21 protein-coding genes and 1 pseudogene are annotated in these 26,720 nt (G+C 69.7%); 11 read left to right on the forward strand and 11 right to left on the reverse strand.

Annotated elements, in window-relative coordinates; translation table 11 throughout:
- Nucleotides 1-82: 82 nt before the first annotated feature.
- The 5 genes from BA175_RS18470 to BA175_RS18490 all read right to left on the reverse strand — a co-directional run bounded on the left by BA175_RS18470 (nucleotide 83) and on the right by BA175_RS18490 (nucleotide 6,100).
- Nucleotides 83-1,141: a LacI family DNA-binding transcriptional regulator gene (locus tag BA175_RS18470; RefSeq protein ID WP_069172538.1), complete on the reverse strand. Its 1,059-nt coding sequence runs from the start codon at nucleotides 1,139-1,141 to the stop codon at nucleotides 83-85.
- A complete protein-coding gene (locus BA175_RS18475) occupies nucleotides 1,126-2,802 on the reverse strand; it encodes a glycoside hydrolase family 13 protein (protein ID WP_069172539.1) in 1,677 nt (558 codons plus the stop codon). The genes BA175_RS18470 and BA175_RS18475 overlap by 16 nt, the downstream gene beginning before the upstream one ends.
- A 107-nt stretch (nucleotides 2,803-2,909) precedes the next feature.
- The gene (locus BA175_RS18480; protein WP_069172540.1) at nucleotides 2,910-3,794 is read right to left on the reverse strand and encodes a sugar ABC transporter permease; all 885 of its coding nucleotides are present in this window, start codon (nucleotides 3,792-3,794) and stop codon (nucleotides 2,910-2,912) included.
- Nucleotides 3,791-4,807 (reverse strand): carbohydrate ABC transporter permease, encoded by a 1,017-nt coding sequence (locus tag BA175_RS18485; protein WP_069172541.1) that lies wholly within the window; start codon nucleotides 4,805-4,807, stop codon nucleotides 3,791-3,793. Before BA175_RS18485 ends, BA175_RS18480 begins: the two co-directional genes overlap by 4 nt.
- A gap of 21 nt (nucleotides 4,808-4,828) precedes the next feature.
- Entirely contained in the window at nucleotides 4,829-6,100 is a 1,272-nt protein-coding gene (locus tag BA175_RS18490) for an extracellular solute-binding protein (RefSeq protein ID WP_069172542.1), read from the reverse strand.
- Nucleotides 6,101-6,460: 360 nt separating this feature from the next.
- On the opposite strand from BA175_RS18490, the gene BA175_RS18495 reads away from it, so the two are divergent.
- Together BA175_RS18495 and BA175_RS18500 are read left to right on the forward strand one after the other, a co-directional pair.
- Complete coding sequence (locus BA175_RS18495) at nucleotides 6,461-7,504, forward strand: LacI family DNA-binding transcriptional regulator (RefSeq protein WP_069172543.1); 1,044 nt, start codon at nucleotides 6,461-6,463, stop codon at nucleotides 7,502-7,504.
- 76 nt (nucleotides 7,505-7,580) lie between these two features.
- Nucleotides 7,581-8,636, forward strand: a complete 1,056-nt coding sequence (locus tag BA175_RS18500; RefSeq protein ID WP_069173102.1) for a phosphatase PAP2 family protein — start codon at nucleotides 7,581-7,583, stop codon at nucleotides 8,634-8,636.
- Nucleotides 8,637-8,654: 18 nt separating this feature from the next.
- Here BA175_RS18500 and BA175_RS18505 read toward each other — a convergent pair whose 3' ends face one another.
- Nucleotides 8,655-11,651 carry a bifunctional [glutamine synthetase] adenylyltransferase/[glutamine synthetase]-adenylyl-L-tyrosine phosphorylase gene (locus BA175_RS18505; protein WP_069172544.1) on the reverse strand — a complete coding sequence of 999 codons (2,997 nt, stop codon included), beginning with the start codon at nucleotides 11,649-11,651 and terminating at the stop codon, nucleotides 8,655-8,657.
- A gap of 144 nt (nucleotides 11,652-11,795) precedes the next feature.
- Between BA175_RS18505 and BA175_RS18510 the strand changes: the two genes are divergently transcribed.
- Nucleotides 11,796-12,344, forward strand: coding sequence for a pyridoxamine 5'-phosphate oxidase family protein (locus BA175_RS18510; RefSeq protein WP_069172545.1), 549 nt, complete (start codon nucleotides 11,796-11,798; stop codon nucleotides 12,342-12,344).
- On the opposite strand, the gene BA175_RS18515 is transcribed toward BA175_RS18510, so the two are convergent.
- Nucleotides 12,316-13,110 (reverse strand): putative protein N(5)-glutamine methyltransferase, encoded by a 795-nt coding sequence (locus tag BA175_RS18515; protein WP_069172546.1) that lies wholly within the window; start codon nucleotides 13,108-13,110, stop codon nucleotides 12,316-12,318. The two genes, BA175_RS18510 and BA175_RS18515, sit on opposite strands and share 29 nt — an antisense overlap.
- 544 nt (nucleotides 13,111-13,654) lie before the next feature.
- On the opposite strand from BA175_RS18515, the gene BA175_RS18525 reads away from it, so the two are divergent.
- A complete protein-coding gene (locus BA175_RS18525) occupies nucleotides 13,655-14,443 on the forward strand; it encodes an SDR family oxidoreductase (RefSeq protein WP_069172548.1) in 789 nt (262 codons plus the stop codon).
- A 222-nt stretch (nucleotides 14,444-14,665) separates the two neighbouring features.
- Here the strand turns inward: BA175_RS18525 and BA175_RS18530 are convergent, their stop codons facing one another.
- Complete coding sequence (locus BA175_RS18530; RefSeq protein ID WP_069172549.1) at nucleotides 14,666-15,868, reverse strand: hypothetical protein; 1,203 nt, start codon at nucleotides 15,866-15,868, stop codon at nucleotides 14,666-14,668.
- A gap of 237 nt (nucleotides 15,869-16,105) precedes the next feature.
- Between BA175_RS18530 and BA175_RS18535 the strand changes: the two genes are divergently transcribed.
- Nucleotides 16,106-16,414 (forward strand): trypco2 family protein, encoded by a 309-nt coding sequence (locus tag BA175_RS18535; protein ID WP_254667912.1) that lies wholly within the window; start codon nucleotides 16,106-16,108, stop codon nucleotides 16,412-16,414.
- Nucleotides 16,415-16,429: 15 nt separating this feature from the next.
- Nucleotides 16,430-20,395 carry a S1 family peptidase gene (locus BA175_RS18540; RefSeq protein WP_069172550.1) on the forward strand — a complete coding sequence of 1,322 codons (3,966 nt, stop codon included), beginning with the start codon at nucleotides 16,430-16,432 and terminating at the stop codon, nucleotides 20,393-20,395.
- An 82-nt stretch (nucleotides 20,396-20,477) separates the two neighbouring features.
- Here the strand turns inward: BA175_RS18540 and BA175_RS32300 are convergent.
- Nucleotides 20,478-20,564, reverse strand: a pseudogene (locus tag BA175_RS32300) (glutamine synthetase); the annotation flags it as partial.
- Between the two features lie 340 nt (nucleotides 20,565-20,904).
- On the opposite strand from BA175_RS32300, the gene BA175_RS29760 reads away from it, so the two are divergent.
- Together BA175_RS29760 and BA175_RS30905 are read left to right on the forward strand one after the other, a co-directional pair.
- Nucleotides 20,905-22,413 carry an RNA-directed DNA polymerase gene (locus tag BA175_RS29760; RefSeq protein ID WP_079159669.1) on the forward strand — a complete coding sequence of 503 codons (1,509 nt, stop codon included), beginning with the start codon at nucleotides 20,905-20,907 and terminating at the stop codon, nucleotides 22,411-22,413.
- The gene (locus tag BA175_RS30905) at nucleotides 22,380-22,943 is read left to right on the forward strand and encodes a hypothetical protein (RefSeq protein ID WP_139131404.1); all 564 of its coding nucleotides are present in this window, start codon (nucleotides 22,380-22,382) and stop codon (nucleotides 22,941-22,943) included. The genes BA175_RS29760 and BA175_RS30905 overlap by 34 nt, the downstream gene beginning before the upstream one ends.
- Here the strand turns inward: BA175_RS30905 and BA175_RS18545 are convergent.
- Entirely contained in the window at nucleotides 22,940-23,602 is a 663-nt protein-coding gene (locus BA175_RS18545; RefSeq protein ID WP_069172551.1) for a YdcF family protein, read from the reverse strand. The genes BA175_RS30905 and BA175_RS18545 overlap by 4 nt on opposite strands.
- Nucleotides 23,599-24,393, reverse strand: a complete 795-nt coding sequence (locus BA175_RS18550) for a GntR family transcriptional regulator (RefSeq protein WP_069172552.1) — start codon at nucleotides 24,391-24,393, stop codon at nucleotides 23,599-23,601. The genes BA175_RS18545 and BA175_RS18550 overlap by 4 nt, the downstream gene beginning before the upstream one ends.
- A gap of 549 nt (nucleotides 24,394-24,942) precedes the next feature.
- Here BA175_RS18550 and BA175_RS18555 point away from each other — a divergent pair.
- Genes BA175_RS18555 through BA175_RS30910 form a run of 3 tightly spaced genes read left to right on the forward strand, consistent with a single transcriptional unit; the run spans nucleotide 24,943 to nucleotide 26,665 of the window.
- Complete coding sequence (locus tag BA175_RS18555; protein ID WP_069172553.1) at nucleotides 24,943-25,218, forward strand: hypothetical protein; 276 nt, start codon at nucleotides 24,943-24,945, stop codon at nucleotides 25,216-25,218.
- Entirely contained in the window at nucleotides 25,215-25,454 is a 240-nt protein-coding gene (locus BA175_RS18560; RefSeq protein ID WP_069172554.1) for a hypothetical protein, read from the forward strand. Before BA175_RS18555 ends, BA175_RS18560 begins: the two co-directional genes overlap by 4 nt.
- The gene (locus BA175_RS30910; protein ID WP_069172555.1) at nucleotides 25,451-26,665 is read left to right on the forward strand and encodes a hypothetical protein; all 1,215 of its coding nucleotides are present in this window, start codon (nucleotides 25,451-25,453) and stop codon (nucleotides 26,663-26,665) included. The genes BA175_RS18560 and BA175_RS30910 overlap by 4 nt, the downstream gene beginning before the upstream one ends.
- Nucleotides 26,666-26,720 lie beyond the last annotated feature (55 nt).

Raw genomic sequence — 26,720 nt, forward strand, 5'->3', positions numbered from 1 at the left:
CGGCAGTACGGGGCGATGTGACGGCCGAAAGGGCCGGATCCCCCCTCCGGACCCGGCCCGTCGCCTTCCCTGCCACGCCGGCTCAGGCGCCCCGCACCGCCGCCGTGGAGCCGCGCACCACCAGCTCCGGCTGGAACACGTACTCCGTGCGCTGGACGGGGCTGCCGCCGATCTCCTCCAGCAGTGCCCCCACCGCCGCCGCCGCCATCGCCTGGACCGGCTGGCGGACCGTGGTCAGCGGCGGGTCGGTGAAGGCGATGAGCTGGGAGTCGTCGAAGCCCACGACGGAGACGTCGCGCGGGACGTCCAGCCCTCGGCCCCGGGCCGTCCGGACGACGCCCAGCGCCATCAGGTCGCTGCCGCAGACGATGCCGGTGCAGCCCCGGTCGAGCAGGTCGCCCGCCGCAACCTGGCCGCCCTCCACGCCGAACAGCGTCGAGCAGACCATGAGTTCGGCTTCCTCCCGGGACATGCCCAGGACGGAGACGGCCGCCTCGACGAAGCCGTCCCGCTTGCGGCGCGAGGGCACGTAGCGCTGCGGCCCGATCGCCAGACCGATCCGCCGGTGGCCGAGCTCGGCGAGGTGCCCGACGGCCATGCGGACGGCGGCCGTGTCGTCGGGCGAGACGAACGGGGCGCTGATGCGCTCGTTGTAGCCGTTGATCAGGACGAACGGGACGCCGCGGTCGGTGAGGGCGGCGTACCGCGCCGGGTCCGCCGAGGTGTCGGCGTGCAGCCCGGAGAGGAAGACGATCCCGCCGACGCCCCGCTCGACGAGCTGTTCGACGAGCTCGTCCTCGGTGGCGCCGCCGGGCAGCTGGGTGCAGAGCACGGGCGTGTAGCCGTGCCCGGCGAGCACCTGCTCCACGGACTGCGCGAACGCCGGGAAGATCGGGTTGGTGAGCTCGGGGGTCACCAGTCCGATCAGCCCGGCGCTGCGCTGCCGCAGCCGTACGGGACGTTCGTAGCCGAGGATGTCGAGCGCCGCGAGCACCCGCTGGCGCGTGGTGTCCGCGACGCCCGGCTTCCCGTTGAGCACCCGGCTGACGGTGGCCTCGCTGACCGAGGCCTGCCCGGCGATGTCGGAGAGCCGCAGCGCCGGTCCCGTCCTGGGTGCGGGGACGGTCACACCGTCCACCACACCGTGGTGTCGGCGGGCAGCTCGAAGGTGTCGCCGTCGGCGGTGACCGGGGTGCTGGCGATCAGCGGAGTGCCGGGGACGGCCATCCGTACCGGTGCGCCGGTCGTGTTGACGGTGCAGACGAAGCCGGGGCGGCCGAGGGCGAGCACGCCCTCGGGGGCGTCCAGCCACTCCACGTCCGTGCCGGCCCCGAGGCCGAGGTGCTCGCGGCGGGCGGCGATCGCCGCGCGGTACAGCTCCAGGGTGGAACCGTCGCTGCCGGTCTGCGCCTCGACGGACATCTCGCCCCAGCCCGCGGGCTGCGGCAGCCAGCTGCCGCCGTCACCGAAGCCGTACGAGCTGCCCTCGCGGGTCCACGGGATCGGCACCCGGCAGCCGTCGCGGAAGCCGTCCTGGCCCTCGGCGCGGAAGAACGACGGGTCCTGGCGGGCCTCGTCGGGCAGGTCGGTGACGTCCGGCAGGCCGAGCTCCTCGCCCTGGTAGACGTAGGCGGAGCCGGGCAGCGCCAGCATCAGCAGGGTCGCGGCGCGGGCCCTGCGCAGGCCGAGCTCGCGGTCGCCCGCGGTCCGGATCTGGGTGCCCAGGCCCGGGGGGTTGGCGAAGCGGGTGCTGTGCCGGGTGACGTCGTGGTTGGAGAGCACCCAGGTGGCGGGCGCGCCCACCGGACGCATCGCGGCCAGCGAGGAGTCGACGACCTTGCGCAGCTCGGCGGCGTCCCAGTCGGTGGAGAGGTACTGGAAGTTGAAGGCCTGGTGCATCTCGTCGGGACGCACGTAGTTGGCGGTGCGCTCGACGGTGGGCGTCCACGCCTCGGCGACGAGAATACGGTCGCCGGGGTACTCGTCGAGGATGGTGCGCCAGCTGCGGTAGATCGCGTGCACACCGTCCTGGTCGAAGAACGGCATGACATCGTTGCCCAGCAGCTTCAGCTGGTCGTGGGCGCCCAGGTCGGGCAGGCCCTCGGCCTTGACGAGGCCGTGGGCGACGTCGACGCGGAAGCCGTCGACGCCCATGTCGAGCCAGAAGCGCAGGATGGAGCGGAACTCGTCGGCGACGGCCGGGTGCTCCCAGTTGAAGTCGGGCTGCTCCGGCGCGAAGAGGTGCAGGTACCACTCGCCGGGTGTGCCGTCCGGGTCGGTGGTCCGCGTCCAGGCGGGGCCGCCGAAGATGGACTCCCAGTCGTTGGGCGGGAGTTCGCCGTCGGCACCCTTGCCGGGGCGGAAGTGGTACCGCTCGCGCAGGGGGCTGCCGGGCCCCTCGGCGAGGGCGCGCTTGAACCACTCGTGCTGGTCGGAGGAGTGGTTGGGCACCAGGTCGACGATGATGCGCAGGCCCAGGCCGTGGGCCTCGCGGATCAGCGCGTCGGCGTCCAGGAGGGTGCCGAACATCGGATCGATGGCCCGGTAGTCGGCGACGTCGTAGCCGGCGTCGGCCTGGGGTGAGGCGTAGAAGGGGCTGAGCCAGACGGCGTCGACACCGAGGTCCCTGAGGTACGGGAGGCGCGCGGTGACGCCCGCGAGATCGCCCATGCCGTCGCCGTTGCCGTCGGCGAAGCTGCGCGGATAGACCTGGTAGATCACCGCGTCCTGCCACCAGCCGGTGCGGTGTCCCGGGGTGTCGTCGGACGTGCCGGTGGAGGGGGCAGCGAGGTGCTGGGTCATGTCGTCCCTGGGGTGTCTGGGTGGGGAGCGGCGCCGGGACCGGGTCGGGGATCCGGCGCCGCCGTGACGGGTGCGTTCAGTCGTGCGGGACTGGGGTCCTGGGCGGGTCAGCCCTTGACGGCTCCGGCGGACATGCCGGTGACCAGGTGCTTCTGCGCGAACAGGAAGACCAGGGCGGCCGGGATCGCGATCAGCACGGACGCCGCGGTCATCGGGCCCCACTGGGCTCCGTACTGGTTGACGAACTTCTGCAGTCCGCCGGCCAGCGTGAGGTTCTCGTCCCCGACCATGAAGGCGGAGGCGTACGCCACCTCGCCCCAGGCGGTGATGAAGGAGTAGAAGGCGGTGACGGCGAGGCCGGGCTTGGCCAGCGGCAGGATCAGCCGCCAGAACGTGCCGAACGGGGTGAGGCCGTCGACCTGTCCCGACTCGTCGATCTCGCGCGGGATCGTGTCGAAGAAGCCCTTCATCATCCAGGCGCAGAACGGCACGGAGATGGTGAGGTAGGTGATCACGAGGCCGGCCGGCTGGTTGAGCAGCCCGATGCTCGACATGATGTTGTAGATCGGCACGATGAGGACGGCGACCGGGAACATCTGGGTGATCAGCAGCGTCCACATCAGGCCGCGCTTGCCGGGGAAGCGGAAGCGGCTGACGGCGTAGCCGGTGGTGGCGGAGACGAAGACGCCGATGACGGTGGAGAGCCCCGCGACGACGACGGAGTTCCCGAACCAGCTCAGGAACTCGGTGTCCCTGATCAGGTTCGTGTAGTTCTCGAACGTCGTCTCCCTGAAGAAGTCCGTCGTCGTGGCGAACTTGGCGGGCTTCAGCGAGGTGAGCAGGACCCACAGCACCGGGAAGACCGCGATCACCGAGGCGATGAACAGGGTGAGGTGCAGGGCCACGGAGGCGGCCGGGGAACGGTCGCCGCGCAGCCGGGCCTTGGGCTTGCGGGCGCTGTGGCGGGCGGTGGTCGCCGTTGCGGTGGTCACCAGTTGTCTCCCTGCGTGCGGAGCACTCGCCGGTACACCATGGCGAAGAGCATCAGGAGTACGAGGATCAGCACGCCCCAGGTGGAGGACTGCGCGAAGTCGCGCGGGCTGATCTCGAAGGAGAATTTGTACGCCTGGGTGACCAGGATCTGGGTGGCCTCACCGGGTCCGCCGCGGGTCAGCAGGAAGATCACCGGGAACATGTTGAAGGTCCAGATGGTGGAGAGCAGGATCACCGTGGTGGACACCGGGCGCAGTCCGGGAAGCGTGATGTGGCGGAAGCGCTGCCAGGCGGTGGCGCCGTCCATCTCCGCGGCCTCGTACTGCTCCGAGGGGATCGACTGCAGCCCGCCGAGCAGGGCGACCATCATGAACGGGACGCCGAGCCAGACGTTGACGGCGATGACGGAGAACTTCGCCCAGGTCGGGTCGTTCAGCCACGGTATGCCGTCGATGCCGGCGCCACCGAGGATCTTGTTGAGCAGGCCGCGGTCCTCGTTGTAGAGGAAGCGCCAGGCGAAGACCGAGACGAAACCGGGGATGGCCCAGGGCAGGATGAGGGCCATGCGGTAGGCGGAGCGTCCGGCGATGCGGCGGTTGAGGATGTTGGCGAGGCCCATGCCCAGGCAGAACGTGATGCCCACGCAGGAGACCGTCCACACCAGGGTCCAGCCGAGCGTGCCGAGGAACTGGGTACCCGTCAGCGCGTCGACGTAGTTGTCGACGCCCACGAACGAGTAGGTGGCGGGCAGTTCGTTGACACCGATGGACCGTGCGACGTTGCGCTCATTGGCGTCGGTCAGCGACAGGTAGATGCCGCGGACCAGCGGATAGCCGATGATCACGCCGATCACGATCACGACCGGGGCGACCATGGCCCAGGCGTACCAGTGCACCGACATGGCCCGTCGGAGCCTGCTCGGCGGCGGGGGGTTACCAGTACCGCGGCTGGGGCCGCGGGCGACGTCGTCGCCCGCGGCCTTCGCCACCGACTGGCTGGTGTGGACAGCCATCAGTCGGCCTGCCTTCCTGAGTTACTTCCAGCCCTTGAGGAGCTTGCGGTAGGAGTCGCCGGTCGCCGAGGCGGCCTTCTCCGGCGTGGTCTGGCCGGTGAGGACCTTGGTGTACTCGGTGACGAGCGGCGCGAAGAGGCTGCCGGTCTCCGGGATCCAGGGGCGCTCGACGGCGGTCTCGACGACGGGCTTGAAGAACTGGACGATCTCGCTGTCCACGGCCGCCTGCTTGGAGTAGGCCGACGTGCGGGTCGGAAGCAGGTTCAGCTCACCGGCGGTCTGCGCCTGGGTCTCCACCGACGTCATGTACTCGACGAAGGCGTAGGAGGCCTCGAGGTTCTTGGAGCCCGCGTAGACGCCGAGGTTGTGGCCGCCCTGCGGGGCGCCCTGTCCGGCGGAACCGGCCGGCACCGGGGAGATGCCCAGGTTCGCCTTGTCGGCGAACTCCTTGCCGGCCAGGGTGTCGGCGACGGCCCACGGGCCGTTGATCATCATGGCGACCTTGCCGTCCTTGAACGACGACTGCATGTTCTCCCAGCCGTCGGTGGCGTCGGTCTTGGCGGCGCCGGAGTCGACGAGGTCCTTGACGGTCTTGAAGGCCTTGACGCCCTCGGGCTTGTCCACCGTGACGGTCTTGGAGGAGGCGTCGACCAGGTCGCCGCCCTCGCCGTACAGGAAGGAGAGGAACCAGTAGGCGTCGTCGCCGCGGAGGTAGAGGCCGGTCTTGCCGGTCTTCTCCTTGATCGTCTTGGAGACGGTCTTCAGGTCACCGATGTTCTTCGGGACCTCGACACCGGCGTCCTTGAAGATCTTCTTGTTGTAGAAGATGCCCATGGAGTCGATGACCTGCGGGACCGCGTAGGTCTTGCCGTTGTACTTCGTCGAGGCGGCGGCCTGCTCCAGGAAGTCGCCCTCGTCCTTCAGCGCCGAGGTGCCGTCCAGCGGCGCGAGGTAGCCGAGGTCCGCGAACTCGGGGGTCCAGGCGACCTCGGAGCGGATGACGTCGGGGGCGCCGGCGCCGGCCTGGGCGGCGTTCTTGAACTTGTTCTGCGCCTCACCGAAGGGCACGTTGACGTACTTGACGTCGACCTTCGGGTGCTTCTTCTCGAAGCCCTCGGCGATCTTCTTGAAGACCTTGTCCTCGCTGCCGACCGTCGAGGTGTCCCACCAGGTCACCGTGCCGGAGAGCTCGCCCGAGCTCTTGCCGCCGCCGGACTCGTCGTCGCTGCCGCAGGCGGTCGCCGCGAGCGCCAGGGCCGCGACCAGGGCGGTGGCCGTTATGCCACGTCGCATCTGAACTCCTTCAACTGCCGTACCGCTCCGTCGCGGCGCCGGGTCGACGTGAACGTAACAAGGATGAAAGACGACCGAAAGACTTTGCGGAAGATTTCTGCAAGCACCGCTGATCGTTACATTGGCGTGTCCTCAAGGTTGCCGTCAAGCCTCTTGACGAAGACCCCGCGACCCTGTCCGCAGCAGGCCAGGCGCCTGTTTTCGGCGGTACGACGATCCGAGGAGCAAGGACGGGAAGCACCCGCAAGGCATTGCAAGATGTTGCCGCCGGGGTTGCGGCGACCTCCGGGATTCGGACCGTGAGCCACGGATACAGCGCGTGGTGGGCAATCCGACAGGCGCCCGGTACAGTCCACTCACATGACCGCACGGCTTGCCGATATCGCAACTCAGGCGGGGGTCAGCGAAGCGACGGTCAGCCGTGTACTGAACGGCAAGCCCGGTGTCGCGGCGGCCACCCGCGAATCAGTCCTGGCGGCACTCGACGTCCTCGGCTACGAACGTCCGGTGCGGCTGCGCAGGCGCAGCGCCGGACTCGTCGGGCTGATCACGCCCGAGCTGGAGAACCCGATCTTCCCCGCCCTCGCCCAGGTCATCGGCCAGGCGCTGACGCGGCAGGGCTACACACCGGTGCTGGCGACCCAGACACCCGGGGGCTCCACGGAGGACGAGCTCACCGAGATGCTGGTGGACCGCGGCGTCTCGGGCATCATCTTCGTCTCGGGTCTGCACGCCGACACCTCCGCCGACATGCAGCGCTACGAGCAACTGCGTGCCCAGGGTGTGCCCTTCGTGCTGGTCAACGGCTTCTCCCCGCACGTGCAGGCGCCGTTCATCTCCCCCGACGACCGGGCCGCGATGCGGCTCGCGGTGACGCACCTGGTGGCGCTCGGGCACCAGCGCATCGGACTCGCGGTCGGCCCCAAGCGCTTCGTACCGGTGCTGCGCAAGATCGAGGGCTTCCACGCCACGATGCAGGAGCAGCTGGGTCTCAGCGCGGACGCGGTGGAGGAGCTGATCCAGCACTCGCTGTACACGCTGGAGGGCGGCCAGGCGGCGGCCTCGGCGCTGATGGAGCGCGGCTGCACGGCGGTGGTCTGCGCGAGCGACATGATGGCGCTCGGGGCGATCCGGGCGGCCCGCCGGCTGTCGAGGGACGTGCCGCGCGACCTCTCGGTGGTCGGGTACGACGACTCCCCGCTCATAGCGTTCACCGATCCGCCTCTGACCACGATCCGGCAGCCGGTGACTGCCATGGGGCAGGCCGCGGTGCGCACCCTGCTGGAGGAGATCGGCGGTACGCCCGCCCCGCACAGCGAATTCGTCTTCATGCCCGAACTGGTCGTGCGCGGCTCGACGGCCGCCGGACCGGGCACGTCTCCGGGGCCCGGGTCACGCCGGTAAGGTACAGAACGTGCGGCCGGAACCCGACCGGAGGATCATCGGGCACACGGACACGAATCTGGCAGACTCTGCGCCCATGGGTGAATCGCTTGTGACTACACAGGAAGACCGCACGGCGGTCACCCCGTCACCCCGCACGGACGAAGCGGCGGCCGCCGACCGTCCGGCGCTCCGCCCCCGGTGGTCCGGACGACTCGGCTCCCTGCGCTCCCCGCGCCGTCCGCGCCTGTGGTTCGAGATCCTGCTCATCGCGGTCAGTTACTGGCTCTACTCGCTGGTGCGCAACGCCGTTCCCGAGCAGAAGGCGGCGGCCCTGCGCAACGCCGACCTCATCTGGTCCCTGGAGCACGGCATGGGGCTGGCCTTCGAGGAGTCCGTCAACCACGCGGTCAACTCGGTGACATGGCTGATCGTGTCCATGAACTACTACTACGCGACGCTGCACTTCGTCGTCACCATCGGTGTGCTCGTGTGGCTGTTCCGTCGCCATCCGGGCCGTTACGCGCCGGCCCGTCTGATCCTCTTCGCGACCACGGCGGTCGCGCTGCTCGGCTACTACCTGTTCCCGCTGGCCCCTCCCCGCCTGATGCGGGGGGAGAGCTTCGTCGACACGGTCATGCTGCACCAGACCTGGGGGTCGATGGCCTCGGGCAACTTCAAGCACATGTCGAACCAGTACGCGGCGATGCCGTCGATGCACATCGGCTGGTCCCTGTGGTGCGGTCTGACCATATGCGCCCTGGCGACCGCCCCCTGGGCGCGGATCCTGGGCCTGCTCTACCCGTTCGCCACGCTGATCGTGATCGTGTCGACCGCGAACCACTTCTGGCTGGACGCGGTGGGCGGCATGGCCTGCCTGGCGTTCGGCTACGCGCTGTCGTACGCCTGGTACGGCGCGCTGCCGCACCGCCTGCCGAAGGTGGTGCCACGCTCCGCCCGGCAGGGCCGCCTGCGGGCCCTGCTCCCGGGCCCTGCGGCTCCCTCCGGGCGACCGGAGCCGGACCGGACCGACCGTACTGCGGCTCCCTCCGGGCGACCGGAGCCGGACCGGACCGACCACGCCGCGGCACCCGAACCGGACCCGCACCTGCGCGCCGCGGCACCCGAAGAGGGCCGGCCGCCCGCCGCCTGAGCGGTCTCCCGGGTCACCTCACCCCGCCGCCCCGTAGAACCGCTCCTCCACCACCGCCCGCGCCCGCCGGGTGATGCGCCGGTAGTCGTCCAGCATGTCCCCGACGTGCCCCGGCTCGTACCCGAGGTAGCGCCCCACGGCCGTCAGCTCGCGCGGGTTCGTGGGGAAGGTGTCCCCCGGCCGCCCCCGTACCAGCATCACCGCGTTCCGCACGCGGGTGGCCAGCACCCACGCCTCGTCCAGCGTCTGGGCCTCCTCCACCGGGACGAGCCCCGCCGCGCAGGCCGCGGCGAGCGCCTCACGCGTACGCGTCGTCCGCAGTCCCGGCTCCGCCCACCCGTGCTGCATCTGCATCAGCTGCACCGTCCACTCGACGTCGCTCAGGCCGCCCCGCCCGAGCTTGGTGTGGAGCGTGGGGTCGGCGCCCCGCGGCATCCGCTCGGACTCCATCCGCGCCTTGAGCCGCCGGATCTCGCGTACCGCGTCCTCCCGCAGCCCCTCCACCGGATACCGCAGCGGGTCGATCAGCTCGACGAACGCCCGCCCGAGCTCCTCGTCCCCCGCCATCGGCTCCGCCCGCAGGAGCGCCTGGCTCTCCCACACCAGCCCCCAGCGCCGGTAGTACGCCGCGTACGACTTCAGCGTGCGCACCAGCGGCCCGCTCCTGCCCTCCGGCCGCAGATCGGCGTCGATCAGCAGGGGCGGGTCGGCCGACGGCAGCTCCAGCAGCCTGCGCATCTCCGTGATGACCGTGTTCGCTGCCCGGGCCGCCTCCTCGTCGCTCACGCCCTCACGGGGCGCGTGCACGAACAGGACGTCCGCGTCGGAGCCGTAACTCAGCTCGTGCCCGCCGAAGCGACCCATGCCGATGACGGCGAACCGGGTCGGCAGGGTGTCGCCCCAGCGGGCGCGTACGGCCGCGCGCAGTGCCCCGGACAGGGTGGCGGCGTTCAGGTCGGTGACCGCGGAGCCGACCCGGTCCACCAGGGCCCCCGGATCGGATTCGGCCGGACTCTCCTCGGTGCCGTACGAGCCGATCAGGTCGGCCGCCGCCGTACGGAAGAGTTCCCGCCGTCGCACCCCGCGCGCCACCGTGACGGCCGCCTCCGCTCCCGGCGCCCGGCTCACGGCGGCCAGTACCTCCTGCTCCAGGTGCGCGCGGTCGCGGGGCCGCAGCCCCTCCGGGGCTCCGAGGATGGCCACGGCCTCCGGAGCGCGCATGAGCAGGTCGGGGGCGAGCCGGCCGGCGGACAGGACGCGGGCGAGGTTCTCCGCCGCCGCGCCCTCGTCGCGCAGGAGCCGCAGGTACCAGGGGGTCTTCCCGAGCGCGTCGGAGACCTGCCGGAAGCCGAGGAGTCCGGCGTCCGGGTCGGCGGAGTCGGCGAACCAGCCGAGCAGCACCGGCAGCAGCGTGCGCTGGATGGCCGCCTTGCGGGACACCCCGGAGGACAGGGCCTCCAGGTGCCGCAGCGCGGCGGCGGGGTCGGCGTAGCCCAGTGCCTCCAGCCGGACGACGGCGGCCTTCGGGCTGAGCCGGCTCTCGCCGGGGGCCAGCTGCGCCACGGCGTCCAGCAGCGGCCGGTAGAACAGCTTCTCGTGCAGTCTCCGCACCACGGAGGCGTGCCGCCGCCACGCCCTGTTGAGCTCGGCGACCGGATCCGTGCGCAGCCCCAGCGAGCGCCCCAGGCGCCGCAGGTCCGGTTCGTCCTCGGGCACCAGGTGGGTGCGGCGCAGCCGGTAGAGCTGGATGCGGTGCTCCATGGCGCGCAGGAAGCGGTAGGCCTCGTCCAGCTGCGCCGCGTCGGCCCGCCCGATGTACCCGCCGTCGGCGAGCGCCCGCAGGGCCTCCAGTGTGGAGCCGGAGTGCAGCGTGCTGTCGCTGCGCCCGTGGACGAGCTGGAGGAGCTGTACGGCGAACTCGACGTCCCGGAGCCCGCCGGGGCCGAGTTTGAGCTCCCGGTCGACGCGGTCGACGGGGATGTTGTCCACGACGCGCCGCCGCATCTTCTGCACGTCGCCGACGAAGTTCTCCCGGTCGGCGGCCTGCCAGACGAGGGGGGCGACGGCCTCGGCGTACTCCGCGCCGAGCGCCCGGTCCCCGGCGACCGGGCGGGCCTTGAGCAGGGCCTGGAACTCCCAGGTCTTGGCCCAGCGCTGGTAGTAGGCGAGGTGCGAGGACAGGGTGCGTACGAGCGGTCCGTTGCGGCCCTCGGGGCGGAGGTTGGCGTCGACGGGCCAGATCGTGCCCTCGACGGTGGTGTCGGAGCAGATCCGCATCATGTGGGCGGCGAGCCGGGTGGCGGCCTGCAGGGCGGCACTCTCCTCCGACCCTTCGGCGGGCTCGCCCACGAAGATCACGTCGACGTCGGAGACGTAGTTCAGCTCGTGCCCCCCGCACTTGCCCATGGCGATGACGGCGAGCCGGCACAGCGCGGCGTCGGCGGGGGCGGCGGCGGACGCGATCGCGAGCGCCGAGCGCAGCGTGGCCGTCGCCAGGTCGGCCAGCTCGGCGGCGACCTGGGCGACATCGGTCGTCCCGCACACGTCCCGGGCCGCTATCGAGAGCAGGGACCGGCGGTAGGCGGCCCGCAACGCGTCCGGGTCGTCCGCGCCGGCGAGCATGTGCTCGAACTCCGGGACCCCGGGGTGGAGGTCGGTGGCCTCGTACGTGACGAGTGCCTGCCAGTCGCGCGGGTGCCGCGCCAGATGGTCCCCGAGGGCCTCGGAGGCACCGAGGACGCCGAGGAGCCGGTCGCGCAGCGGCTTGGCGGTGACCAGGGTGTCCAGCAGGACCTGCCGCTCGTCGGCCTCCTCGGCCTCGACGAGCCGGACCAGCCCGCGCAGGGCGAGGTCGGGGTCGGCGGTCGCCCCCAGCGCGTCGAGGAGGACGGAGTCGGACCGTACGGACGACAGCGCGGGCAGCTCCAGCAGCTGCTCGGCGGCGGACGGGTCGGTGAAACCGTGCCGCAGCAGGCGGGTGAACGTACTGCTCCTGCGTCCCGGCACCGTCGTCATCCCACGTTCTCCTGCCCGCCCGCCTCGCACATCCGGTCTTCGAAGCTTAAAGGGCGGCGATGAATCCGGAGCGGCGGCGCAGTCACCACTTCCCGGGCACGATGGCCTGGAACGCATACGCACCGCACCACGAGGAGGCCCGTCATGGCGGACGGAGACCGGGACACCACGCCCGACACCGCTCTGGACCCGCACTACAGCGGTGTGGACGCCACCGCCCGCCCGTGGGCGGAGGGGGTCGCGGTGCTGGAGGGTGCGGAGCTGTACTGGCTGTCCACGGTCCGCCCCGACGGCCGCCCCCACGTCACGCCGCTGATCGGGTTGTGGGCGCGGGGCGCGCTGCACTTCTGTACGGGCCCGGCGGAGCGCAAGGCGCGGAATCTGGCCGCCAACCCGGAGGTGGTCCTGACCACCGGGGTCAACAGGCTGGACAAGGGCCTCGACGTGGTGGTCGAGGGCCGGGCGGTGAGGGTGGCGGACGAAGAACGGCTGATCGCCCTGGCCGAGGGCTGGGAGGCCAAGTACGGAAGCGACTGGCACTTCGGCGTCACCGACGGCATGTTCTCCAACGGGGCCGGGGGCCGTGCGCTGGTCTTCGCGGTGGCCCCGCGCACGGCCTTCGGATTCGCCAAGGGCGACCCGTTCGGTCAGACCCGCTGGCGCTTCACGGACAGCGGGGGCGCGTCCCGATGACGACGGTCGCGTACAGCTCCGCCGAGACGACAACGCGCGGATCGAGTCCGCTGCCGCCCACCGTCTCCCGGGCGCGTTCCGCCTGACGCTCGCTCGTCTCGACGAGCAGGCTGCCGCCGGGCGCCAGCCAGCCGGGCGCCTCGGCGGCCACTCTGCGCAGGACGTCCAGCCCGTCGCCGCCGCCGTCGAGTGCCACCCGGGGCTCGTGGACGCGCGCCTCGGCGGGCAGCAGGCCGACGTCCTCGGTGGGTACGTAGGGCACGTTGGCGAGCAGGACGTCGATGCGGCCGCGGAGCGCGGCGGGCAACGGGGCGAACAGGTCCCCCTCGTACACCGTCCCGAGCGCGCCCACGTTGCGCCGCGCGCACCGCACGGCCGCGGGTTCGACGTCGGCGGAGTGGAGTTCGGCCCGGGGCAGCACCGACACCAGGGCCACTCCCAGCGCCCCCGAGCCGCAGCACAGGTCGACGACCACCGCACCGGCGGGGGCGAGCGCCGCGGCCTGCGCGACAAGGAATTCGGTACGGCGCCGCGGTACGAAGACGCCTGGGTCCACCGTGATGCGCATGCCGCTGAACTCCGCCCATCCCAGGACGTGTTCGAGCGGCAGTCCGGCGGCGCGGCGTTCGACCATGGCGGCGAGCTCGGCGGGGCCGGTGGCGGTGGACAGGAGGAGTTCCGCCTCGTCCTCGGCGAAGACGCAGCCGGCGGCGCGGAGGGTGGTGACGATCGAGGCGGCGGTGAACGGTGGGGTCGACGGTGTCATGCGGCGGAAGCCTTTCGGGGAAACCGAGGGCGCTCCGCGGTCGCTTACGCCGTGTCGGCCACGCGACGGCGAGGGCTGAGCACCCGTGCTGATACAGCGGTAATGGGTCTCACCTCCTGGGTCGGTCCCGTTCTCGGGAAGCGGCACACTACCAGAGCGGTTCGGGGCGTTCCCGTGCGTGGGCACCCCGCCGCGAACGGGCCCGGGCCGGGTCCGACCGGGGTCCGGGGTCCGCGTCGAGCGCGTCCCGGCGCGAACCCTGGCGGCCTGCCGGGCTCCTGACGCCGGCGGAGGGAAGGACCAGCGGCTCGGGCATCGCGTCGGCCCGCGGCCGGTCCTCGAGTCCACGGCCGGCACGGGCCGGGGCGGTCGTCGCCGTACGGCGGTGGTGCACCCGACGGGGCCGGTCCTCGTGCGGCGCCGGTGCGCGCTCGCGCAGGGCCGGTCGCGGTGGCAATGTCACACCGGGGGCGGCTGCTCCGTCCTGAGGGGGTGTGGGGCGCTCCGCCCGGGAGCGCCCACCGTCCGAAGGGACCGAACGACCATGAGCACGATCCTGGTCACCGGCGGAACCGGAACGCTCGGCCGCCTCGTCACCGAGCGGCTGCGGGCCCAGGGGCACCAGGCCCGGGTCCTCAGCAGGCACGCGCAGCCGTACGCCGTCGATCTGCGGCAGGGCGGCCCGGTCCTGGAGGCCGCCGTCGAGGGCGTGGACACGGTCGTGCACTGTGCGAGCGGACCGCGCGGGGGCGACGAGGAGGCGGCCGCCCACCTGATCGCGGCGGCGCGGCGGGCAGGGGTGGGCCATCTCGTCCACATCTCCATCGTCGGCGTCGACCGGGTGCCTTTCGGCTACTACCGGGCGAAGCTGGCCGTGGAGCGGATGGTCGAGGAGTCGGGGCTCGGCTGGACGGTCCTGCGGGCCACCCAGTTCCACGACCTGGTCGCCACGGTCCTGGGGAGCCTGGCCAAGCTACCGGTACTCCTGCTCCCGGCGGGCGTCAGCGACCAGCCCGTGGAGGCGTCCGAGGTCGCCGACCGACTGGCCGCGCTGGCGACGGGCGCACCCGCGGGCCGGGTGGAGGATCTGGGCGGCCCGGAGGTGCGGACCTTCCCGGAGCTGGCCCACGCCTATCTCGCCGCCACCGGACGCAGGCGACGCGTGGTGAGCGTGCCCCTGTTCGGCAAGGCGTACCGGAGCTTCCGCGCCGGGGGCCACCTCACCCCGGCACACGCGGTGGGCACGGGCACGTTCGAGGAGTACCTGACGGCCCGTACCGGCTCCGGCGCGGACGGAGGGGGCCTCGGCGGGGCTGCCGGGCGCGGGCGGTAGGTGGACGGCCGGGGGCGGCCTCCGCACGGCGGTGGCAGCGAGACGGACGGGCGGCCTCCCGGCGCCGTCACCTACCGCCTTCTCCGTCACCGCCACCGTCTCCCCCGCCCCCTCACCGCTGCCGTCTCCCCCGCCCCCTCGGTCACCGCTACCGTCACCGCCGCCTTCTCCGTCACCGCTGCCGCTGCCGCTGCCGTGCGGCCGTCTCCCCCGTCGTCGCCCTCACCGTGTCAGGACGTAACAGGTCACGACCGGCTCGGCGCCGACTCCCCAGCGGCCTTCGCCCGGCCAGGTGTACCAGTAGTGGTCCTTCTTCGCGCCCTCGGCGGTCCAGGCCGCGGGGGCCGACCCGTACGCCTCGTCGCAGGCCGCCCTCGCCATCCGCTTCGCCTTCCTGTCCCCCGGATAGCGGGCCCCGAAGGCCTCGTGGGCGTAGACGCGTGCCTCGTGGGGCCCGGCGCAGGGTACGGAGACGACCATGTCGAGGATGCGGGTGCCCGTCGTGAGGTCGGCGCACGCACCCTCCGCCACCTCGCCGACGGCCGTGGTGGCCTTCTTCGCGTCGAGCGTCCGCTCCGAGGGGGCGGGCATGGCCGGTTCCGAGGCCCCGAAGCCACCCAGGGTCAGGACGGCGCGCAGCCCCGTCGTCCCGGCGAGGGCGCTGTCCTTCCTGTCGAGCAGGGCGGACAAGTCCGCCTCGGCCCGTGTGATGCGGCCTTCGGCGTCAGCCGACAGACCCAGCGTCACGGGAGTAGCCGTGCCGTTCGGATCGATGTCACTGGTCAGCTCGGCACGCAGGTCCTTGGAGAACATGCGCAGGGCGTTGAAAGCGGTGAGCTTCGCCCGGTAGGTCCGGCCACCGTCACCGGCCGGGGACTCCTTCACGTCCTGGACGCCGCTCACGGTCTCCAGAAGCGTGCCGCCGAAGGCGGATTCGGCCCCGCGCAGCACATCGATGGCGTCGTCACCGCCGAAGGCCGCCGACGCCCCTGCGTAGCTCAGCCAGTACCCGGCCTCCCCGGCGCGCAGCCGGATGGTGTCCGGCTCGACCGCAACGCGTACCCCGGCCGGGGATCGGCCGGCGCCGAGCCGCGTACCGAGCAGTGCGTCCTTGGCCTCCTCCGGCAGGCCCTCGGCCAGTGTCCAGGCGATCGAGCCGGCGGCACGGCCGCCGGGAAAGTCGACGCGTCCCGTCGACGTCTGCACCGTGTCCCCGTCCGGCGAGGTGAACGTCAGGGACTGCGTGAAGCGCGCGGTGCGCGCGGCCTGCGTGGCGAGCAGCGCCTGGCGGGGCTGCTGCTCGACCGGTACGTCGAAGACGGGGTGGGCCTGCTTCTCGTCCGCCGCGCCGACCGTGCAGGCGCTCAGCAACAGACAGACCGCGCCGACAACGGCGCGCAGGGGGTGGAGCTGGCTTCTGGTCACGCCGGTTCGACCCCGCTCCCGCCGGATCGGTTGCCCTGCCGCGTATAACGGAACGGCCACCCGGCCCGAGGCCGCGCCGAGGGCCGCCCCGCAGTGCCCGAAGGACCGACGCGCGGCGTCCTCGGTCGTCGAGGGGCCGCGGCGGGTGGCTGGATCGAGGCTGCCGTGGATCACGGCGCTGACCTAAACTGAGGCGCCCACGCGCCGGAACGCGTGGGCACACGGGGGAGGTTGACGATGGTGAACGAGGACGTCGGACTTGCGGCAGCTCTCGACGCGATCCGGGCCGAGCTGGCCACCGCGGCGAGGCAGGCCGAGGGCGATCCCGTACGCCTTCTCGTCTCGTCGATCGAGCTCGAACTCCAGACGACGATCACCCGCTCGGACGAGAAGAACGGCGGAGTGAAGATCCACGTGATCTCCGGGGGGCTCAAGCGGGCCGAGTCCGAGTCCGCGGTGCAGACCATTCGCCTCACTCTCGACGCCGTCACGGACAGTGGCGGCCAGGTGAAGACATCCGACCGGGTGTCGAGCCGACCGCGCTGACGCCCTCGTCCGCCCATGCCGCCCAAGAGCGTGCTGGCCCCGTCCCGCGTCTGCCAGGTGTACGACGAGCACACCAAGGCGTTCGGTACGGGCTACCGCATCGCCACCCGTCTGATCCTCACGGCGCACCACGTGGTCGAAGACGCCGCCCGGTGCACGGTTCGGCTGAGCGGCCGGGGGTGGGACCCGGTGGAACGCGTCTGGTACGACGAACAGCGGGACCTGGCACTGATGAAGTTCCTCGAGGAGCCGCCCGACGTGGTCGAGCCGGTCGGCCTGGGCCGGCTCCATGCCACGTACGGCATCGACCGTGTGAGGATCCGGAGCCTTGGATTCCCCCACTTCGTGGAGTTCAGGCAGGACGACGGCGGTGTGCCGCTGCGCCCTCCGCACCAGGTGGAGGGACACCTCAGCCCAGGCAGCGTCATGGACGGTGACCGCAGGCGCGTCACCCTCGACGACGCACCCGCCTACTGGGGTCCCGAGGAACATTGGACGGGAATGTCCGGGGCCCCGGTGTTCGGGATCGATTCCGGACTTCTCCTGGGCGTCTTCGAACTGCATCTGGCGAGGACCGGACCCGGCATGCACGAGGTCAGGGGCTTCGCCGACTTCACGGATCCGGAGTGGGAGCGCCACCTCGGCAAGGCAGGCGTCCAGCTGCCACCCGAGCCCTTGCTGCCCGACGGCTGGGACCGCACCCACGGCAACGTACTGGCCACCCACCGGACACTTCCCGTCCTCAGCTCCGACCACCCGCCGTTCGTCACCCCGGAGAAGCAGGAGGGCAAGCTGCGCACTCCGGGAGAGATCCTCGACTGGCTCACCCGCGCAGTCGGGCCGCCACTGGGGCGGCGCACCTTCCGACAACCCCCGGCGATTCTGCTCGTCGGCCCTCCCGGCTGCGGAAAGAGCCGCACCTGCGTAGAGGTCGCGGAAGCGGCGGCCGCGTCCGACGACGGCTGGACGGTGATCCATCTCACCGGGGCCACGAGTCTTGACGAGCTGGAGGAGACCGTCGAGGCCCTTCCCACCCAGGTGCTGCTCGTTCTCGACGACCTGGACCGTGTCACCCTTCCGCCGCACGGCAGCTTCGGCAGCCTGCTGACCCGGATGGAACAGACGGGGACGCGCCTGGCTCTGCTCGCCTCCACCCGGCCGCGCTGGTTGGACCGGGACGACAACGCGCACAGAACCATGGTGTTCAACAGGGTCCAGATCCCGGCGGACCCCGGGCACCAGGCCCGCATCCAGGCCGCGGTGTTCGAGCAGTTCGCGCCGAGGGCCCTGAAGGAGCTGGGTCGCAGAGAGCTCGCGTCGCGTTGCGGCCTTCAGCCGGCCATCGCCGCGATGCTCGCACAGTTCTACGAGGAACTCCTCGAGCAGGAGCAGCACGTGGGCACCGCGGGCACGGCGATGGGGACAACGGGCAGCGAGTTCGCCACATGGGTCGACGCCCTGTTACGCCAGGCCGACCTGCGGACTCCGCGCGACAAGAGCATGACCAGCACGCCATCCCCGCCCGGGCGGCGGTATGTCGCGTGCGCGGCCGTGCTCGCGACCGTACCGCTGCCGGAGAGTGAGGCGCTCCACTGCGAGACACGGCTACTGGACCCGACCGACGAGATGCACTTGATCGAACGGCTGCACGACTGGGGTCTGCTGCACCGTTACGGCGACCAGGTGCGGACCGTCCATGACTCGATCGCCGACGAGTACCTGCGCCATATCCTGTTCGACGACGACACCGACACCGCACGCCTGCGCCAGGGCGTCTTCGAGCAGGTGCTCGACGCCGGCCGGTTCTCCGACACGCATATGCGCAACCTGATCCGCACTATGGAACGGCTGTACGACACCTTCCCGCCCGAGGACGGGCGCGCGAGGGCGCTGATCGAAGGCGTCCAGCAGTGGTGGCGGAACAGGGCTGACGACATCACGGTCTGGCTCACGGGGCACGCCTCGGCCGGCACCCTGCTCGCGCTGCTCGCCGACGACCTCTGGCAGCCCTCGGACGAAGCCCGCCGGCGGGGCATCGTGGAGTCGTGGCTGATCCGGAACGGCCTCACCGGCCGGGCCTGGCAGGTACTCGCCAGCAACCGTGCGCACGACATCCTGCCGGCCGACGTCCTGAGGTCGTTCTCCCTCTCCTGGGTGGCCAAACACCACACGTCGCGAGACTCCTACGTGTTGCTCAACCATCTGCTGCGGGATCCGGCCACCGAACCACCGCTGTACGACGGGCTCGTCAGGATGGCCGGGAGATGGCTCACCGAGCACGGGCTGACGCGTCACGCGCCGTTCATCCTGAGCGCGCTGCTGAGTCCTGCGGGGCAGCCGCCTCCGGCGGACCGTGCGCAGGTACTGCTGCAGGCGGCGGTCCACTGGCTCGAGAACCGGAGAACGACGGAGGCGACCTTTCTCGTCAAGTCGCTCCTGGACCGGAACGGGCTGCGGGGCCAGGCGCTGCACGACGCGGTGGACATCCTGCTCGACGATTACACCGCCCCTGACGCACTCTCCACGAGCTACATCCTTCCGCCTCTGCTCGAGCGGATGCGCGTCTGCGGGGATCTCCGGCCGGATCAGAGCAAAGAGGTGTTCTCACGCGCCTTCGCCTGGCTCTCCCACCACGGCGAGACACCGGCCGCGGGGCATGTGCTGGCGGCACTGGTAGCAGCGCCGATCCCCTACGACAAGACCGCGCACCGGGCCCTGCATCTGGCACTCATCTGGTTGCGCGACAACCCCACGGACCCTCAGGGCGGAAGGCTCCACTCCAGCGTCCTGAAAACCCGCATCAAGCTGACCGACGACGACTGGGACTGCCTCAGGGAACTGACCCCGGAGTGGCTGAAGACACAGGGTACGGAACACCTTTCGTGGCCTTCGGTGTTCGCCGGGGCGGTACGCAGGAGGATCCTGGAGGGCGAGGACCTCCGCGCCCTGGCTTCCGCCGCCCTGGATCTGTACGAGAGGGATCCGCTGCCCTCGGGGGTCCGCAACCTGGTGCAGCCGCTGCTGATGGAGACCGAGCTCGATGAGGCACTGCCGGCCCGGCTCCTGGCTCTGACCTTCGGCATCCTTCGTGAGAACCCCACCGACCCGCAGAACAGCTACCTGCTGACCTCGCTGTTCCGGGGGCCCTACCTGCCCCCCGAGGCGGCCGCCGACGCGGTGTCGGCGACGGTGAAGTGGCTGGACGGGAACCCCAGGGACAGCAGCGGGATCCGCCTGCTGTCCACCGCTCTGGCACTCGACTGCGTCCCGGGCGGCAGCCTCGACCCCCTGGCCAACCGCGCGGTCGACCGGATCACGTTGCGCACGCTGGGGAAGCCGGACGGCCTGCGTCTGCTGGAGACACTCCGTTCCCACCGGGCGATGTACCCCCCGACCTGGAACCGCGTCGTCTCCCGCACGTGCTCGATCCTGAGGAACGCCACCCGGAACGATGACGTCTTCGCCGTGCTCGCCGTACTGCTGAGGAGCCGTGAGGGCCTCTCCCCGGTGGTCCTGAACGACCTTCACGCCCGATGCCTGAGTTGGGCGGGCACCTCCCTGCCGACCGGCTACCGCCCGAAGGCGGGCAGCCAGGTGCTCGGCCTCGTGCTCGAACATCCCCGGCTCTCCCGGAGGCAGGCGGAGGACGCGGTGGAGATCGCGCTGCGCTGGATGGGACCGACGCCCGGCGCGACCCAGTTCGGCAGAGTCCTGGCCGCCGTACTGGGTCTCAACGACCTCCCCGCGGAGCTGACTCGAGCCGCGGTCGGTACGAGCCTGCAGTGGCTGGAACGATTCGCCACCCGCGCCGACGCCGCCCCCGTCCTCCTCGGCGTCTGCGGTTCGTCGCTCACCCAGGCGGACACGGTCCGGGCCGCGCACTGTTGCGCGACCTGGCTGAGCGCCCGCGGGGAGGGTGACCCGGAACAGGTCCGCCGCATCGCCGAGTGCCGCAAGCGCCTGGTGTTGCGCATCAAGTAGCCGCCCCGACAGCTTCGGGCCGACGGTGCCGCACCGTCGGCCCGAAGCCACGTACACGCACCCTGACGGCTCCGACCTGCGGTTACAGCACCGGCAGGAGGTTCTTCAGCTCGAAGGCCGTGACCTCGCTGCGGTACTCCTCCCACTCCTGCTTCTTGTTGCGCAGGAAGTTGCGTGGCGGACTCTACGACTTGGGCGTTGCGCAACTACCCCCTTGTCACCTGCGGTAACGAGGTCATCCCTGGTCGTCGTTGGCTACTGCCAGTTGACGCTCGACGGCCCATAGACGGCCCAGATAAGGCACCCAGTCACCGCCAGAAGCCTTCAGACAGAGGCGGGTTCAGGCCGGCATGCGCCAGGAGTCCCGAGAAGCGCAGACGACGCCCGGCGCGTTGGCGTCTCACCAAGCTAAACCAGTCCCGAACAGCGCCTGGATAGGTCATCCTTGTCCCACATGCCCGCTGCCTGGCACGTCGGACCGCAGCGCTACGCAGGCAGAGAGGTAACGAATGAGCAGTCGCATCGACACCATGGCCGTGGCGAAAAACCTTGACTCGATTCAGCTGGAGCGACTTCCTCGGCTTATCGTGGATGAGTGTCTCGTCGACTGCCCACGTGAGCTTGCAGCCACAGCCGACATGATTCTCGCGGGGCACCTCTCACTACCGCACGAGACAATAGCGATGCCCAAGAAGCGCTCCGGCCCGAGGCCCGTCACTATCGCAAGCACTGCGGCACGAGTGGCCTATTCAGCTCTGGTTCAGCACCTGGGTGAAGCACTGGGACCAAAGAGCCGAGAAGAGGGAAACTGGGAGAAATACAAATCGTTCGCAATCGATAGCGAGAGTGACTACATCGTACGATTCGACATCGCCTCCTATTACGAGTTCATCGATCATCACATCTTGGAACAGCAGGTTCTGACGCACACCCTTAGCCCGGAATCTGCCACGAATCTGAGAAACGCCCTTTCCTCTGTGGTAGGTGGGGCCAGAGGCCTCCCGCAGCTTTCAACGGCAAGCGATCATCTGGCAGACCTATATATCGGCACTCTTGAGAGACAGCTCACTCGCGAGGGTTACTCAATCGTGCGCTTTGTCGATGACTTTACTGCCGCATGCACGGACTGGGAAACAGCGAATGTAATCATCGAACGGGCTGCGGAGTACGCGCGCGGTATCGGCCTGGTGCTTTCGAGCGAGAAGACAAGCATCAGCAAACGCGCGACCGTTATCGCGGCAGAGGAATCCGAGGCTCGCTTTATCAATGACTCCTTCGAGGCAGCAAAGATCGAACTTTCACAGGTATTCCTGTGGGGCGACTACGGCGACTTGATAAGCGAGACAAGTCAACCCGACGACGAGGAAGCAATGCAGGCGGCCATGTGGTCTGTTCTTCACGAGTGGCTAAATGCTGTGAGAGCGGCCGCACCTGAGGATTCGTTCCGCCTTGAAGGCCACTACCGAACTTTCCTTCCCGGTGCTCTGGGCTGGCTCCGCGGATACAACCAACGCGTCCCTGACGAAGTCCTTCATGAAGTTGTGTTTAAGCATCCCCTGTTTCTGGTCTCCGTTTGCGGATACGTGCTGTCACGCAACGAAAAGTTCGCCCTTTGGGAGGACCCGTGGCCAACCATCCGCAAACTCGCAGTCATGGGGCGCCAGAGCCCCTGGGCGAAGCTGTGGCTACTTGACACAGTCACGAAGACGAAAGTGCGAACTGAAAGCTCCCACGATTACCCTCCTGTGATGGAGTGGGTGGACCGCCAGCTCTCCGACCGACACGAGGTAGTCCGCGCCCAGGCCGCCTGGGCAGCGGCATGCCATGGACGGCTCACAGAAAGGGACCTGACGGACCTCTACACTCGCGCAACCCCTGTGAGTCAACCCGCCCTGGCCGCATGTATGGGAAAACAGGGAACAATCGGGAAGTCCGTCGTTAATGCTGTGAGCCAAGACGGCCCAATGATAAAGAAGGCTTATGAGTGGGCAAAAAAGCAGCAGGATTCAGAGAACTGACCAGTTCGGGCGAACAGTGCATCGAGACACTATCTCGCCTCGCGCTTCGCGTAGAACACTCAGTGGTCAGCCCGGAATGGATTTTCATTGACGCCGTGACCGCCGTGGAAGTGCATGTGGACCGAACCATAGACACCCTAGTCTCCACCTCAGGGGTGTCAGATAGTCGGTTCGGGCGAGCCCTCCTGACCAAGCTCGGCGACGACATGAATCGGAGTTGGCCAGCTCGCTACGAGTGGCTTTCAGGCGGGTTCGGATTCAACATAAGAGGTCAAACATTTGAACAGAATTTTGACGTCGTCATTGAATGTCGAAATGCCATTGTTCACGGATCGGGCAGCCTGACCAGTAGACAACAGTCCAACTTTGCGCGCTTCACGGAGCTACGTCGGAGACTGGCTTCGGTTCTGAAGGTGGACGTTCACGGCGTGAACTTGGCCCTTTCGGCAGAATCCGCCAAAAGATCCATCACAGTTAGCCGCGATTTTATCTACGGTTTCGATCTCTCCGTAGGAGATCTGAAACCTTAGAACTTAAAACTTTCGGGAACTAGTCGATTCGTGAAGCCTTGACTCCTCAAGCGCAAGTAGGCATCACTTACGACCTCCGGGACGGCTTGACTGATCATGAACCCTTGATCGGGATAGATCAGCAACCTCTGCAGTGATCCCACGAGCATGTCAATCACCAAGGATGCGTCGCCAATTGACGCAATGTAATCACCCATCGCCACTACCGTGGACGCACTGACAAATTCCACTCTGGGCCACAACTTGCAGGCCGTGGCGTAGGCCCGGCGCTCCTCATAGGGTTTGCTGACCAAGAGCACGGATGAGACATCGACGCCGGCCTCTTCGAGCAAGGTCTTGGAGAAGTTGATGTTCTCGCCTGTGTTCCGCGCATTGGCTTCAACTAGCACCGCGGAACTTGGTACCCCCAACTCCAACGCTCGCTCGCGATAGTGAACGGCCTCGCCCCGCGGCATGCGGTCCCGCGTCGTGGGGCTCGTGGCGCCGGTGAAGACGATCAGCGGCATCATGCCCCGCTTGTAGAGATCGACCGTTGTGTCGGCGACCCCCAGATCGTGACTGCCCAAGCCAATCGCCACCGAGCACGGTCGCGGTTCGTGGTGCATCTGGTGGTAGTCCCATAGGAGTTGGGCGTCCGCCCACGACCGCTCCGAGATCACGGCCGCACCTCTTCCTTGCGCGCAGAGTCCGGGACCTTGAAGTCGTACTCCCACGCGAAGCGTGAGGCTGCGTGGACGCCGATGGCGTACTCCACGACGGTGCCGTCCGCCGTGCATGTTGTCCGGTGCAGTTCCACGACCGGCTCACCCACGGGCAGCTGTAGCTGCTTGACCTCCTCTGCTGTGGGGATGCGGGCGAACAGCTCCTCCTTCATGTGGTCGATCTCGTATCCCGCGTCGTACAGCACCCGATATCCGCCGCCTCGCCCCGCCGGCCCCGGAGTGGGATCGACGAGTCGAGTGCCCTCGACGTGCTCGGGCCGGTAGTAGCTGGTCAGGGTGTGCGTCGGCTGGTCGCCCTCCTTCACCAGGCGCGCCCGCGCGTAGACCTCCGAACCCACAGGCAGCCCGTGGGCCGCCGCAACTGCCGGCGGTGCCTCGACCCGGCTGACGTTCTGCGTCTGCTCCCCGCGTCGGTAGGCACGCCCCGACGCGACTCGGTCCGCGATGAAGGCCACTTCGTCCCCGTCACGCCACTTGGCCTTGTCGTAGCGACTGATCCCAAGACGCTTTATCGGCGTCTGCGACCGCACGACGGTGCCGTGGCCACGAGACGAGGTGACGAGTCCTTCCGCTTCCAGCGCCTTATAGGCCTGGTGGACCGTTGACTTACTGCCCTCGCCAGCCTCGACGAGGTCTCTGATGTGCGGCAGCTGCTGTCCCGGCGCGTACTCGCCGCTCTTGATTCGGTCAGCAAGCCGGTCCGCCAGCTCGCGCCACTTCGGTGCCATGCGTCCTCCTCGTCTCGGACTCCAGTCAAACACAGTCCCAGGACTGTTGACAGTCCTGGGACTGTGCGCCATGGTTTCCCCAGGCGCTCCGCAGTCCTAGGACAGCAAAGCTCAAAGGCAGCCTTTGTGATGCCCCGGAGCCTCCTCGCGGTAGCGCCTGACAACTCCACAGCGTGATCCACCGGCACGGCTGCGATTGCACAGCCGAGGCGAGTGGAGACCAGCCGATCGAGAACGGACCTGATGCAAACAGGCCCCACACCCCAGATGGGGGACACGCCATCGGCTCTAAAGAACCGCAGAGCACACCTTGAAGCTGCGATGACCTCCGGGACCTCGGACCTCCCCGGAGCGAGCAGTGCCCTGCGACGAGGAGAACCGAACCCGTACCAGCGCACACGGTGCTCGATCTCTCAGCCACCCCTGTCGGGAGGTCGAGACGCCGTGGTCGCTCGTAGCCACGAATGACCGACTAAACGGCGCGCGGCCCCGGTGCTGACACACCGAGGCCGCTGTTCGGGCCGTTCCACTGTGAAGGAGTCACGACCCATGAACGTCATCGTTACTGGTCAGCTCGCCGTTACGGCGAACGACGCGTGCCCCCTCTGCGGCTTCTGGACCTGCCGCTGCAACGGTTTCGACGTCGAGTCGCTGGAGTTCGACTCGCTCGCCGGGCAGGACGCACTGCGCGACATCGTCGCCGAGCTCGCGGCCACCGCCGAGACGGACGTCGACACCGAGGACCTCGCGCACTTCCGCAGCCTGCTCGCCGCCCCCGTCATCGACATCCGCACGGCCCCGAGCCTGCTGGCGGTGGCGGCATGAGGTCCTTCGTCCACGTCGCGCTGTTCCTCCTGGTGGTGCTGGAGATGGCGGCCGGTCTGATCGCCGGATCCGTCGCGCTCGCCAGCCTCATCACGGAGGCCGCCGCCCGCACCGCTTCCGCCGGCGCCCAGGGCCTGGCCCGCCGGGCCGGTGTCGACCCGATCTCGCTGCGGCTGCGCGAGGAGCTCGCCGCCGTACTCGCCACCAGCGCCACGACGTCCGGGGGGACGCGATGAGCTACCGCGAAGAGAAGCGCGCCGACCAGGCCGCCGCCCGGGCGGCGGACCGCGAGGACCGGCGTCTGGAGCTAGAGACCCAGCTGGAGGCCGAGCGGCTGCGGGCCGAGGAGAAGCGGGCCGACGCCGACGCGAAGGCCGAGCGCGAGCGGGTCGCTGCTGAGGCCAAGCGCCGCCAGGAGCAGGCCGACAAGAAGCAGGCCGATGCGAGGAAGGCCGCGAAGAAAGCCGCGTCGGCGGCGAGGCGTGCGAAGCAGCTGCGGTGGCTCAAGGCCAACCCGGCGACGCTGTTCGTCGCGTTCGTCATGGTCGCCTCGATCGTCCCGGCCGTCGTCTCCCAGGTCGGTGCGCTGTCCGGTGCGTCCGTTCACGTCGCGCTCGCCGCGCTCCTGGCGGCGATGCTCGAAGGCGGCGCCTGGGCGATCACGTTCATGGGCAAGCAGGCCGAGGACGCGGGCCGCGAGACCCGCAAGTACCGGATCGCCACGTGGGCGACCGCGTGCGCGGCGGCCGCGGTGAACTTCTGGCACGGCCTGGAGGCGTACGCGGCCCACCCGTGGGTCGCACTCGTCCTGGGTGGGTCGTCCCTGTTCGCGATCTACATCTGGGACATGAAGACCCACGGGTCCCACGGCCAGACCCGCGCCCAGCGCCTGGAGGCCAAGGCCCGGGCGGCTCACGCGAAGGCCCGCCGGAAGGACCACAAGGAGATTGCGGTCCAGGCCGACAAGCTGGTGTCCGCGATGCCGTTCGGTGCGATCACCGAGGAGCAGGCGTTCGCCGCCGCCTGGCGGATCCACACCGGTGCCGAGCCGGGCCTGTCGGCCGAGTTGTACGCCACGGCGACGAACGCGGTGCTGTCGCTGGGGGCCGCGTTCGAGCTCGGTGAGCACGTGCGCCCGGAGCTCCTGGAGACCGGCCTGCAGGCCGCCCGGCTCAACCCCTTCGCAGAGCTCGCCCAGAGCCCCGGAACCCAAGCGGGAATTGGGGAGTCGGCCTCTCAGACCCCCGCCCAGAAGCCGGTCGCAGGACGGTCCGACGAGGAGCTCGACGCGATGCTCCCGGACGCTCTCGCGGCCGCCGCCGAGCTCGTCGCGGAAGGCAAGCAGATCTCCGCGACCGGCCTCGCCAAGAAGCTCCAGATCCGTCGTGAGGACGCCCTGCGTCTGCGCGACCGCGTCATCGAGGAGCGCAAGCTCCGCGCCGCCTGATCCACCCTCATCACGCGAGGCCCGGCCTCCCGCCTGGCAGCTACGGGCCGGGCCT

It is taken from the genome of Streptomyces griseus, assembly GCF_001715295.1.
In the GTDB taxonomy this organism is placed as follows: Bacteria; Actinomycetota; Actinomycetes; order Streptomycetales; family Streptomycetaceae; genus Streptomyces; species Streptomyces griseus_G.